At 34.2% G+C, this 12,008-nt stretch carries 14 protein-coding genes; 9 read left to right on the top strand and 5 right to left on the bottom strand.

Translation table 11 applies throughout. The features are described 5' to 3' along the window. Window positions 1-2: 2 nt before the first annotated feature. Entirely contained in the window at window positions 3-677 is a 675-nt protein-coding gene (locus tag DBO93_RS07660; protein ID WP_108455789.1) for a hypothetical protein, read from the top strand. A 285-nt stretch (window positions 678-962) separates the two neighbouring features. Here DBO93_RS07660 and DBO93_RS07665 read toward each other — a convergent pair whose 3' ends face one another. Both DBO93_RS07665 and DBO93_RS07670 read right to left on the bottom strand, forming a co-directional pair. Continuing rightward, on the bottom strand, window positions 963-1,661 hold the full coding sequence (locus tag DBO93_RS07665) for a tail fiber protein (protein WP_108455790.1): 699 nt from the start codon (window positions 1,659-1,661) through the stop codon (window positions 963-965). Window positions 1,662-2,058: 397 nt separating this feature from the next. Next, window positions 2,059-2,844: an OmpA family protein gene (locus tag DBO93_RS07670; protein ID WP_108455791.1), complete on the bottom strand. Its 786-nt coding sequence runs from the start codon at window positions 2,842-2,844 to the stop codon at window positions 2,059-2,061. A gap of 453 nt (window positions 2,845-3,297) precedes the next feature. Here DBO93_RS07670 and DBO93_RS07675 point away from each other — a divergent pair, with 453 nt between their 5' ends. From DBO93_RS07675 to DBO93_RS07690, 4 genes are all read left to right on the top strand, one after another. After that, window positions 3,298-3,540, top strand: a complete 243-nt coding sequence (locus DBO93_RS07675) for a hypothetical protein (RefSeq protein WP_108455792.1) — start codon at window positions 3,298-3,300, stop codon at window positions 3,538-3,540. A 133-nt stretch (window positions 3,541-3,673) separates the two neighbouring features. Further along, window positions 3,674-4,744, top strand: coding sequence for a hypothetical protein (locus DBO93_RS07680; RefSeq protein WP_108455793.1), 1,071 nt, complete (start codon window positions 3,674-3,676; stop codon window positions 4,742-4,744). Between the two features lie 17 nt (window positions 4,745-4,761). Then, window positions 4,762-4,950, top strand: a complete 189-nt coding sequence (locus DBO93_RS07685; RefSeq protein ID WP_108455794.1) for a hypothetical protein — start codon at window positions 4,762-4,764, stop codon at window positions 4,948-4,950. Window positions 4,951-5,469: 519 nt separating this feature from the next. Continuing rightward, window positions 5,470-6,078: a hypothetical protein gene (locus DBO93_RS07690; protein WP_108455795.1), complete on the top strand. Its 609-nt coding sequence runs from the start codon at window positions 5,470-5,472 to the stop codon at window positions 6,076-6,078. A 480-nt stretch (window positions 6,079-6,558) separates the two neighbouring features. On the opposite strand, the gene DBO93_RS07695 is transcribed toward DBO93_RS07690, so the two are convergent. From DBO93_RS07695 to DBO93_RS07705, 3 genes are all read right to left on the bottom strand, one after another. After that, a complete protein-coding gene (locus tag DBO93_RS07695; RefSeq protein ID WP_108455796.1) occupies window positions 6,559-6,825 on the bottom strand; it encodes a hypothetical protein in 267 nt (88 codons plus the stop codon). A 22-nt stretch (window positions 6,826-6,847) separates the two neighbouring features. Then, a complete protein-coding gene (locus DBO93_RS07700) occupies window positions 6,848-7,135 on the bottom strand; it encodes a hypothetical protein (protein WP_108455797.1) in 288 nt (95 codons plus the stop codon). A 222-nt stretch (window positions 7,136-7,357) separates the two neighbouring features. Beyond that, a complete protein-coding gene (locus DBO93_RS07705; protein WP_108455798.1) occupies window positions 7,358-7,567 on the bottom strand; it encodes a helix-turn-helix transcriptional regulator in 210 nt (69 codons plus the stop codon). Between the two features lie 126 nt (window positions 7,568-7,693). On the opposite strand from DBO93_RS07705, the gene DBO93_RS07710 reads away from it, so the two are divergent. From DBO93_RS07710 to DBO93_RS07725, 4 genes are all read left to right on the top strand, one after another. Continuing rightward, window positions 7,694-8,161, top strand: a complete 468-nt coding sequence (locus tag DBO93_RS07710) for a hypothetical protein (protein ID WP_108455799.1) — start codon at window positions 7,694-7,696, stop codon at window positions 8,159-8,161. A gap of 2 nt (window positions 8,162-8,163) precedes the next feature. Then, window positions 8,164-9,561, top strand: a complete 1,398-nt coding sequence (locus DBO93_RS07715) for a DEAD/DEAH box helicase family protein (protein WP_108455800.1) — start codon at window positions 8,164-8,166, stop codon at window positions 9,559-9,561. A 376-nt stretch (window positions 9,562-9,937) separates the two neighbouring features. Then, window positions 9,938-10,534, top strand: coding sequence for a hypothetical protein (locus DBO93_RS07720; protein WP_108455801.1), 597 nt, complete (start codon window positions 9,938-9,940; stop codon window positions 10,532-10,534). A 654-nt stretch (window positions 10,535-11,188) separates the two neighbouring features. Beyond that, entirely contained in the window at window positions 11,189-11,923 is a 735-nt protein-coding gene (locus DBO93_RS07725; protein ID WP_108455802.1) for an NYN domain-containing protein, read from the top strand. Window positions 11,924-12,008 lie beyond the last annotated feature (85 nt).

Here is a 12,008-nt window from a genome sequence, read left to right on the forward strand (position 1 = left end):
TCATGGAGAACGCAAACAATACTGACTCAACAGAAGAACGCAAATCAGAAAAGCCAAAGTTGGAGTTATATGATGGTGGCATCAAAGTCAAAACCATTCCAATAACCGAAAACATCATCTGTGAAACTGGTAAGTTTGAAAACAACATATGCAAAAAACCAGATCTTTCTTTTTATCAGGAGCCAAGCTTTGCTGCATTAGTAGGCATTGCTAGCCTTGTTATAGGTGGCTTTCTTACCTACATTGTAAACATTAAAACTCATGATAAGACTAGACCAAAAGGTAAAATTAAGGATCCGGTCGCATATATGGAGCCTGGTTCAAGGAATTACATTTTAGTTAAGCTCAATAATAATGGGGAACAAGTCCTCAATGTAAGCGATGTTTCGGTTTTGCATAAGAAGAGCATCACCGTTGACAGAGAGATTAAATTAATCATTAAACCTATTGAAAATATTGATGAAGTAAAAGAATTTTTATCAACTAATAGTGGCCTCACTATAGGAAGTAAAACAAATGCTTGCTTTGCATTATATTCACAGGTGCCGTTTTCTAATACAAAATTGCAGGTTCTACTGGAAACTGGTGAGAAAAATGTGAAGTTCGATGTAGAAACTCCCGAAAACTTTAAACCATCACTTATGCAAATACAGAACGTTACTAAAGAACAGGACTGAAACCTAATAGGATAGAAGTTCGCCTGACAAATCCATTCGCTGAGTATTAATGAGATTTCTATGTAAATTCGCAAATGAAAATGCGAACTTTGGTAGCAATTGATAATTATTTTATATGCTGTTGAAAGCCTCCCCATAATCAGTTACCCGCACCATTAGAGGAAATCTAGTAGTACGCTGTACATGTATATAAAAGTCAGTATCCTAAGAATATGAAAGTCCGCTTCATGCAAAGTTGTACTAATGACAAATGACCACTGTGTTTTCCCTTTCTATTGATACGCATTACTTGGAACTTGAAACCTTAATTATCCAGAATACTGCAACATTTACGGGTCTAGTTTCTTTATCACCCCCGTTAGAAACCGTATGGTTATGTATTGAATTTCCCGTGGTATTCTTTGATACAGGGGCTTGTGTAGAAAACCAAAAATTGCTGTGTCCTCCCTGATTAGGAACCTGATTGTTTGAGCTATAGCTATGCTGATGGGAACCATCTGTCGCTGTAGTAAATTGTGTCGTAGGGAGAGCAGTTGAGCCTCGTTGGATATGACCTACTTTCCGTTCTCCTTCCATATCAATTTGGCCAGAACGATCTATGCCTCGGAGAAATAAGCCATTAAAGTCAGGAAGGTTCAAATAATCTTCCTGTACAGAGCCACCGTAGGTATACCCGATAGTAAGCCTCAACTCTTCATATTCAGACCTGGTTTTTTCTATTTTTAATCCATTACATAACATCCAGCCTTTAGGGATATTAGCTTTTGGACCTGCAAATGCCACGACCGAACCAACAGGGATTTGATTCACACCTTTCTTTGCTTCTGTACTGACTTTCTTGATACCACTGTCTATTTGAGACTGAATCTTTTGAGGGTCTAAAAGTTCAAGTTTTGTATTTAGTCCTGCGATAAAAACTATACCAGTTACTATTGATATAGTTATAGTTGCAATAGTTGCAATATCTACTTTCCGTAACGGCATTTGAAACTCCCTATCTACGTATATCAGCCTGACAGTTAATTATAGATACTATTTTTGGAAATTCAAAATATTAGAGTTGATTGTTTAATGAATAATGACCGCTATGGTGGCTTTGTTGTCAGTGAGCTAGATGTCTCCTGCAAGCTCATTGCTGCCAATGGTAGTCCATCCAATGGAATTAAATTTAAGAGTTAATGACGCATCATATAACTCACCCTCTAGATAAAATGAAGTTATGGTCTCTGGCTAAATAAGCTTTACAAAGTTTTTTTGGGGCATTTAAAAATATGAGTTTTTTTCCATATCCATCGTTGAACTTTAAAATATCTAGCTTCCATAAAAATCCGATATTTTTATTTTAAAACGTTTTTTGATCCCTCTTTAATTTTTGTTAGCTTTACCTAAAACTAATAGTGACCTTTTGTCCGTCAACCTTATTAAGCTCTTCTCCGTAACTGATTACCGAGTAATTAACTTGATATGAACAATGTTTCCTGAGGAAAGTATTTAGAGTTGCTGATCTTCTTTCACCTAAAGCAGTTTCATATTCGGGTGTGTGTAGTCCGTCACCATAAGCCTCAATATTAATATCTTTTACATTATTATTTTTCATGTATTTACATATTACGTCTATATTATTAACGCTATCTGAAGTTAATTCCCCACTATTTTTTACAAAAGATAGCTTTGATACAGCTTCATTTATATCCATTTCATTTAGTTCTTGATTCAGTTTAGTTTTATTAAAAGAACTAGGAATGGATATATAGGATTTGTTATAAGTTGTAAACAAGACGGTTATAACCCCCAATGTGACTAACACAAGCCCAGGTGATGCTGTCTGGAATGAGACGTTTCTAGGGCCACTTTTAGCCTCGAACTTATAAGCTACTTCATTTATTCTTAGCAAATACAGTGCACCCACAAAAACAAGTACAAAACCAAGAAATATGGTAGATGTTTTAACGAATGCAAAATCCATTGCTCTAGAATAAGTCAAAACCATTGTATGTTGGTTCTGGCCCCCATCAACAGCTAACTTGATCCCTTGATTATAATTATTCCATTGCAGAAGTAGGTTAATCATCAATAAAATACATATCAATAAAAGAAGCCCCCCAACTACGAAGAACAGTTTTTTATCTAGTCCTTGATCAATAATGTTTGAAGTTTTGTTATCCATAGAGTCATACCTTTATCTGGTTCCTTTAAATTTTCACAGAATATAATTGCATAAATCGACCCTTTTCCTGAATTTAAGGGAAAGGAAAGCATACTTAATATAAAGATAGTAGCAAGTTTTAGTTATAGCGAAGAGAATGACTTTCCTACCGATGTGAATCTTATAGCTACTGAAAGTGCATTGGTTTTATCTAAAAGCGAAAATAGCGTGCCAATTACTCTTGTAATATTCCAACTAAGAGTTATTAACTTTACAAGCTGTTAAACAAGGACAATAGCAGTTGACTTTTATTGATCAAAATATCATATAGTAAAGTTGCTTACTTCCTTGAAACGTAACTTAACTTACCACGACAATCAGACATTAGTGTCTTTATCACTTTAAAAAAATTGTTATTTTTCATTTTCTATTGTATAAATAATAACCAAGTAGTATTTGATCTATGGAAGGCACTTGAACAGTAAAATAAATTTATTACAGATTATTATTACTTGCTGCCTTGCTGGATGCACTAACATTTACCTTGATTCATCTGACAGTAAGGATCATTTGCAAGAGATTTATTTTGGGGTTGTTCGTGTAATAACTCCTGAAGTAGAAGAAAAAAAAATTACAAACCTTGAGATTAAATCAATAGGAGCATGGATTTTAATTGATGGCCGACCTGTTAACGATTCTCTTTGGGGACTGGTCTAGGTTTAGGCTACAAAGATACATCAAGAATTAATATTTCTCCAAAGTGTCAATTAGTTATTATCATTAAAAACAAACATGAATTACAGGAATTAATGGAAGTTTTAACACGAAATGGATTCAAAGGAGAAAATGTATGTGTTACTCAAAAATCCCCCTGATTACTTTAACACTTCTATTAGGAAGCTGCGCTGCACCACATTCTGACGTAATGGTTTTTGGTACTCAAACAAGTCTTGGTGTAGATATTTCAACTAGTCCAGAACAAGCCAGCATTCCAAGTTTTATTGTTGGTTACAAAAGAAGAGAGTTTGTATGGATGCCATTATTTATAAATGGCTTAGATTCAAATCTCCTCAAATATAAGCATAAGGGCTATTACATCACTGGTGATAATTCTTCAATATTAATTCCAGCAGGTAACACGGCTATAGTTCTTTCCGCTGGAAAATTTGTTGTACTACCCAAAGAAACCAAGATAAAACTTGACGACAAAACTGAACTAACTTTTAGTGAAGGTTCTACTATTTTGCTGGCAAATGATAGCTCTGATATTACACTGACAGCAGGCACTTATTCCAAAGTTGCTGGCAACTCCCTTATTCAAGACGTTTCAGGCACTACCTATCAAGGCATTGATGTGCATAAAGCGAAATACATGGCTCAATCAGGAAATACTAAAAATAATAATACCGACACTTATTCGGTATTTGCCTCATTTGGTGCTGATATAAAAGGAGGGGAAGATGGTAATGGGGTAGGAATTGCTCAATATTTTATTACAGGAATTGCAGCACAAAATATTACCAAAAGTGCTGGAGCTGATTTAGTTACACTTCAAACGTCAGATACAAAATTAAATACTGTTTTAGAAGAGAAAGTGAAACTCCTAAATAAGACCAATATTGAGTTAATTAAAGATAAAATAGGGGTAGAAAAAGCACTTGAAATATCTAAAGCAAATAAAGAAAAAATAACAACTGAAGATGCAAAAATCATTCTTATAGGGAGCTACTTCTCTGATGATGACGACAATATCAATACCACACTATTAATAACAAAGGTGGACTCTATCCCAGATTCAGATTTACCTAAGGTCATAAAGAATAGAGTTAAAAGTAGAGCGACTGTAGATTCGTTAATAACAAATCTAAAAGGTTCTGATTATAATGCAATTGACCCTCTATATTCCGTAATTAATAAATAAGAAAAGGATTACAAATTATGACTGAAATTTATGTTGAATCAGCACCTACAGCGGAAGTAGCGTTCCAAAAAGCTGACTATTTAGAACAAAGAGGGTTCACTGTACAAACTTATGAGGGAGATACAATTACTGTAGATAGCAGAACGATGGAAGAAGGTAGCTTTTCAGGAGCATCAAATCATTTTTTAATTGTAGGTCAAAAGTAGTTAAAAAACGTACTAAACCAGAACTGTGAAAGCAATATAATAAATTAGACACCACATAATAAATAACTAACTTTTCTTTCACTAATTTTTTTTTATGACTTTTCTGTGAAAGTTTGTAGTTAGTGTCTATGATGTTTGCAAAGAAATTGTTTATAAGAGTAAAACCTAAGAAAACCCTTACTATGAATTATTATTTGATTTAGTAATAGCTTTCATGCTTATAAATTTATTATAAAATCATACCCTTATAAGCGCTAAGGCTTTTAGTAAGCTGAAAAATACTCTAATGCTCTCAGGAACGATGTTAACAAAGATACGAATATAGGCGTTAGCCTTGGCTTACCTAGCGACAAGTGATCCGACTAAGTGATCATTAGAAGAGAAAATTTAATTTAAAAGAGTTTATTTAAATTTTTTTGTATATTGTTTATCCTTTATAAGGAAGTAGTTTATGAATATAATCGACAGACAACAATATCAAAACGAAGACGTTATAAGTTAAATAGAGCCTAAGACATCATGGCAGAAATATTAATCATTGGAGCGGCCTTAGGTATAATCATCGGTATCATGATGAGCATCGCTGTTTACTTAACAGAGATTCTCAAAAAACCTGAACCTAGTAAGCCTTTAATAAAACCGGAACTTAGTGAACCTGTATCACAGCCAGAGGTTCAATGGGCAGAATTAGACTTACTATATGAGCAAGGTGGTAAAGTAGTTAAAGAGATGCGTGAGAGCGGCATTCGTAATCACTATGCCTTGGATAATTGGCACAAGATGACATCATTTGATTTCGCAACCCCTGTTGAGGGGGTAAAATATCTAAATAATGCCATCGAGCAGATGAGACTAATCGTAAAGCCCTCCGCCAATGAACTAAGTGATCGTATTTTAGCTAGCAAAGAAGCTAGTGAGCTTACGGACAATGAACTAGACGCTCGTATTGCAGCTGGTATAGCAGCTAGAAAAGCAATTAGAGAAGCACATGTACGCAAGGTGATAGCTGGAGTTGGTAGACCAAAAAATCGTTGTTCTAACTGTGAAGGAAGTGGATATTTACTTCATTTTAGTCATGTACTAAATGGAGTTTGCTTTTCATGTAATGGAACAGGTAAAAAGAAGTAAGAAAAATTAGTATTATTACCAAAGAAACTTGTCTGACTACCTACCAAGTGTTTGTATGAAGGCTCAGTACCATTAGGTAATATTTCCAATTCAATCATAAACTAGCAGTTGACCTTACGAACAACTAATAGCTAATTTCCGCTTAGCTCACAAAGTTAGCATTAATAATTTGATGATGAACGACCGCAATGGTGGCTTAGTTCACACTCGAACTTAGCTGCTTATTGGTAAAAAGTTATTATCAAACGAGACCTGTATTCAACTAAGGGGAATGTCAGCTATAAGGAAACTACTAACGTAATGTGGTTGTTCTGCCATATCCGCTGTTGATCAAAGCATACAAAAGATTTTAGTGACAATTCTCAAATGCTAACGTCTTCAGTGTGGCAATAGTTAGCGTGGATAGTAATAATCGTTACGACCGCTTTGTCGGATCACTTGTCGCTAGATATACAAAGGCTAACGTCCGCTTAGCCTTGCCTAGTCAGGATCAAGTTGCTTCAGGAAAATTTCACCATCAACAAGATCACTTTCTTCTATATCTTGAAATCGGATTTTAACCAATGCCAACTTTTCCATTTCATCAACATCACAGTCAAGGTGATCTTCGCACCGCCAGATAATTTTCTTTCTAATAGCATTGGGCCGTTCTGGCGATGGTGCAACTATTTCAGTTCTGATATCGACATGTTTTTTATGGCAGGCTGAGCAATCGGCATTGTGGAAATCAATTGTTCGGGTTGGCATGATAAGCTCTCACTTGATTGAGTTAATGAAAAAAATCGTTTGGTGCCAAATTCAATTGGGTGATCTGCTTAGGACTGAATCCGTGGCGAAGGAGTTCGAAGTCTTTCATTTGCACCTGAGATTTTTGGCCTTCGCCAATAACTTGATAAAGGCTACCACTGGCAGTTTTTATTTGCTGGTTATGAGGTGAGATTTCTACTATTTTTGATGTACTAATGTCATCGACACAGATACCCCATAAAATTTTACCGATCAATTCTTCACCTTCAGAAATAGACACGATGTGCCCGTTTTTAATGACTGTATTCATGCTCTGAACTCCATCAATATTTGAGATGATCATAGAATAAGTTCAGTTAAAAAGATAATCAAAGTGTGGTTCTAATCTCGATACTTCAAATATGCGCGAAAGTGCCCGATCTAAAGCGATATAATTATGATAAAAAGGCACTACAAAATTTAATATTGATAGCTTACTTTACTGATATTGAACTGGGCAACAATTGGTTATTACTTTAATTTAAAAAATAAATTATTCTGGTAATAATATCTTAGGGCTACACCTTAGCGCTTTAGCTATTCTATAAAGTGTTTCAACAGTAATATTTACTTCACCACGCTCAATTTTACCTATATGGGAAGAGTCTATATTCGACACTTGAGCTAAGTCACTTTGCGACATATCTACTTCAACTCTTGCCAGTTTTATTTTCTTACCGAGCTTTTTAGCAATACTACTCATTTAATTTTCACATTATTAAATAACTAAATCTTTTCATATGTAATTATTTTTATCGAGGTGTTGAAACACCTTAAAAAGGTGTTAAACTACCTTTATGTGGTGTTTTAATGATTTAAGATTATTTATATGCAAGTTGATGAGCAAATCTTAAAAATAGTGAGCGATCCATCTTTTGATAGCTTTACAGCGTTTGAACTTAAGCAAGCTTTTGTAGAAAAAGTTGGCGAAGACCATTTTGGAGTCGTAGAGATGCTCTACTTTGTATTAGCACAAATGAAGCTGCTTGTAAAAAATGGGGTAATAGTAAGGTCTGACACATTCAGCAACATTCATGTAAAGACTGTTAATTTTCAGAAAAATCAAAAAAGACATGATAATTCATCTTCAAGTGGTCTTAAAGATAAGCATAAAGCTTATAAGCAACAGCTACTAATAGGTATTGGTGAAGCAGAAGAATACCAACAGCTATGTAAAGAATACCCTGAGTTAATAAATGAACTACAACCTAGGTATGACAAGAGAAGAGAACAAAACAGTAAAATTCTCGGCAAAATTCGTGTTATTGAATTCATTCTAAATAATAGGGAAATATAAAGATGAAATTAAGAAGATGGCAGCATGAATGTATTGAACTTGCATTAGAGAGATATCAATCAGGGCAAAGCCATTTTTTGGTACAGGCAACTCCTGCTGCGGGGAAAACGTTCATGACCGCAAATTTGGCTAATCGATTACTGAATAATGGTGATATTGACCTAGTACTTTGTTTTTCTCCTTCTAGCATTGTGGCAAGTGAGTTTTCTACTGTGCTAAGTGATATTACAAGGTACTCTTTTGACGGAAAATTAGGTGCAAAGGGCCAATCTATAACTTATCAAAAAATAGCTTACCTTGACGAAAACTTTTGGGCATTATTCAAAAAATTTAAAGTGCTTGCTGTCTTTGATGAAATTCACCATTGCAGTGGAAGTCATGATGAAAATGCTAATAAATGGGGCAAAGAAATAATTAAAAACATTCAAGATAAAGCCACTTATACGTTAGCGTTAACAGGAACGCCTTGGCGATCTGATGCTACCCCAATTACTCTATCAAAATACTGTTCATCGAAAGGGAAAATCCAATGCGACTATGTGTACAGTCTTGTTGATGCAATACGAGATAACGTATGCCGCTTGCCTAAAATTATTGCTATTGATAATGATCATATAAAACTTACAAATTCAAATTTCACCAAATATTTTAGTAGTTTTGGTGAGCTTTTATCAGGTTCCTCATTCCCCTATACAGAACTAATACATGATGAAAATATTATTATTAACCTAATAAAACGAGCAGATAAACAACTAAATATAATTCGTCAAAGTAACCCAAATGCTGGAGGTTTAGTTGTCGCTTCCTCTGTTGAACATGCATTGAAAATTGTTGAAATAATTCAACATGAGTTAAATGAGAATGCCGATATTGTAAGTTATAAAGAGAATTGCCCTAGTGAAAAGATCAAGCAATACACGCAAGGAACAAACAAGTGGATTGTCAGTATAGGTATGATCAGTGAAGGTACTAATATTCCTCGGTTACAAGTTTGTTGCCATTTAACCAACATAAAAACTGAGCTTCATTACCGCCAAATATTAGGTCGGATTTTGAGGGTAACTCATGGTGAAAATCAAGAAGCCACGTTATTCATGCCTGCTGAAACAAAATTAATTGAATATGCATATAGGGTAAGTGAAGATATTCCTGCTCAAATGAATATCGTGTCATTTGAAACTATCGAAAATTCAACTATAACTCCTAGCATTAAAGATAATATGATTTCGGTTTTAGACTCTACTGATGAAAGTGATTTTGATAATCTTATTCTTTCAATAAATGGAAGTTTTACTAATAGTGTTTTGACTGATTCTTATGAATCTATGACGAATACATTTGGTCGATTCCATCAAGAAATAATTAATTTCGAAGACTTACCTGCACGATTTTATGGATAATTAGCCATAAATCTTTTAAGAGAAGCAAAAATTTTTTGCACAAAAAAAATCGTTATTGGCTATATATTAAAATCAAAGCGACCGAAGTTTCTCATGACTCTTTAGTTTTTCATTTCACTTTTGGGGGTATGAGGTAGCATTAATGCTCATCAATGATGTTTGTTGTCTCTGTATGTAGTGGCAGACGTTACGAGTTTAGTGAATAATATTCAAATACAAGCTTATAATATGTTCGGTAAGTCCTTCAAGGTAATTAAATGAGTAAAACTCATTACAATGAAGGTAACTTTGTGCATGAAGCGGTTTAAATATTAACAAAATCAAAATAATTAATCAATAACAGAACCTCCTAAGAGGCTCACAAACAGGAAGTGAAATGAAAGCAGTAATAACAGCATTAATGATGACAACTTTAGCAGGTTGTGCAATGACGGCAGTAGATATTAACCTACAAGAAGCAAGGGTTGAAACGAACGTTGGGATAGCTGAATACAATAGCATCGCAAGCAAATACTTGAACAAAACGACATTTGCAAAGGTAATGCGAATGAATACATTGAAAGGCGATACCATCGTTTACAGTGCTGATGCATATGGTTCAAATTGTAATAAGTATGGTTGTACCCAAAGCACATTAGAATTTAAAATAAATGAGCGCGATTTGCCTGCTGTATTAACAGCAATTGATAAATATGAGGCATGGAATAAACAAGCCATTGAGAAGGAAGACACAATAACTAAAAAGATTATTACCTTTGAAAGCTCATATAACACTTCGATTGATTATGAATACAGTTTTCATAGTGGTAACAGTGCCAATCACTTTTTAGTTATTAAAACTTGTTCTTTTGTAGGATGTGTTGATGGTGGGGTTTATCTTAATGATAAATCAGTTACTCAACTTAAAGCAGAGTTAACCAAATTTAAATCAGGTGAGTTCAGTAATTTTAATAAAGAAGCCAGTTACAACTAATTAAATACAAGCTAGTTACTTACTATTGGCTCAACTTATGACGTAAGTATGAGCCATGCAACAGCAAAGATACTTTCCCCCATGATATAAAGAATAGTAATGACTTTGAGCTTGCTCCACTATAATTAAGCTGACTAATTATAGTGGTGAATTCAAGATGGAATTAGGTCTGCTCCACGCTTATTAATGCCAGTAGTATTTCGTCTTATAACGCTAACTTATGACACAAAGCGGTCTAAATTTACGAGTAAAAACAACCCTGCTTTATGTTCACTTTAATACGTTAGCGGACATAAGCCTTTGCTTATCTGACGGTATTTGAGTCGATGAAACTCAGCCCTGCATTAGATAATAGAATTGTTCTAAATTTCATCAGGAATTTATAAAATCAAAAATTATAATTTGATTAGAAAATACCAAAGCGGACATTAGGTTAATATGATTTCAGGTATTAAATTCTATACCGGGGAACATTGCGAGATATAAATTATGATTATAAGAGCTCTAATTTAATATTGTTTATTGAATATAGTTAATCAAGTTGTTCTAAAATAATAAATATTCCATATCTTCATAAAATCATTGCTATTTCATGAAGATATGGCATAAATGTACCGATGGACAGTAGTACGCAAAGTTAAAAGGAATTACGTTTTGAAAGATAAGGAAAAAATTGCATTATTTATCGATGCTGATAATGCTCCCGCAGCTAAAATTGACATCGTATTATCTGAACTTGCTAGGTACGGTGTGGTTAATATCCGCAAAGCGTACGGCAATTGGAAAAGCCCATGTATTAAGCCATGGGAAGATGTTCTTCATGAATACGCCATTCAACCTATCCAACAATTTGATCTGACTAAAGGAAAAAATGCCAGTGATATTGCACTAGTTATTGATGCGATGGATATTCTGTATACAAAAGATGTAGATACTATCTGTCTTGTTTCATCTGATTGTGATTTCACCCCACTTGTTACTCGCGCATTAGCTGATGGCAAGTTCGTTATAGGCTTTGGTGAACGTAAGGCTCCAATGGCATTTGTGAATAGTTGTTCAAAGTTTCTCTTCCTGGATGATATAGAAACAGATGAAAAACCACGCCAAAAGCGTAAACCGAGCATAAAAAGTGATACGAAACTCATGAATATGCTTCGCCAAGCTATAGAAGCTTCTGAGGATAATGATGGGTGGGCTAACTTAAGTTCTATAGGTAACCATATATCCAATCATGCTTCTTTTGATCAAAGAAACTATGGTTTTAAAAAAGTTAGTGATTTATTTGCTTCAATAGATTTATTTGAAATGAAGCAAACTCATGGCTCAATTACTTGGGTTCGAGATAAGAAAAGAGTTAAACAAAGTGAACAGCTTAGTGCTGACTTATGAACATATAATTTAATGTATTTTAGGAGGTAAATGTGGGGATATTAATTTTCATTGGTATATGTTTTGTTATATATAAAATATTCAG

Source organism: Colwellia sp. Arc7-D (assembly GCF_003061515.1).
Lineage (GTDB): Bacteria > Pseudomonadota > Gammaproteobacteria > Enterobacterales > Alteromonadaceae > Cognaticolwellia.

Bases quoted from the DNA above. Each gene is read 5' to 3' on its own strand.
- DBO93_RS07680 (WP_108455793.1), top strand. From the start codon at position 3,674: ATGTGTTACTCAAAAATCCCCCTGATTACTTTAACACTTCTATTAGGA.
- DBO93_RS07700 (WP_108455797.1), bottom strand. From the start codon at position 7,135: ATGAATACAGTCATTAAAAACGGGCACATCGTGTCTATTTCTGAAGGT.
- DBO93_RS07660 (WP_108455789.1), top strand. From the start codon at position 3: ATGGAGAACGCAAACAATACTGACTCAACAGAAGAACGCAAATCAGAA.
- DBO93_RS07690 (WP_108455795.1), top strand. From the start codon at position 5,470: ATGGCAGAAATATTAATCATTGGAGCGGCCTTAGGTATAATCATCGGT.
- DBO93_RS07705 (WP_108455798.1), bottom strand. From the start codon at position 7,567: ATGAGTAGTATTGCTAAAAAGCTCGGTAAGAAAATAAAACTGGCAAGA.
- DBO93_RS07670 (WP_108455791.1), bottom strand. From the start codon at position 2,844: ATGGATAACAAAACTTCAAACATTATTGATCAAGGACTAGATAAAAAA.
- DBO93_RS07715 (WP_108455800.1), top strand. From the start codon at position 8,164: ATGAAATTAAGAAGATGGCAGCATGAATGTATTGAACTTGCATTAGAG.
- DBO93_RS07665 (WP_108455790.1), bottom strand. From the start codon at position 1,661: ATGCCGTTACGGAAAGTAGATATTGCAACTATTGCAACTATAACTATA.
- DBO93_RS07710 (WP_108455799.1), top strand. From the start codon at position 7,694: ATGCAAGTTGATGAGCAAATCTTAAAAATAGTGAGCGATCCATCTTTT.
- DBO93_RS07695 (WP_108455796.1), bottom strand. From the start codon at position 6,825: ATGCCAACCCGAACAATTGATTTCCACAATGCCGATTGCTCAGCCTGC.
- DBO93_RS07720 (WP_108455801.1), top strand. From the start codon at position 9,938: ATGAAAGCAGTAATAACAGCATTAATGATGACAACTTTAGCAGGTTGT.
- DBO93_RS07685 (WP_108455794.1), top strand. From the start codon at position 4,762: ATGACTGAAATTTATGTTGAATCAGCACCTACAGCGGAAGTAGCGTTC.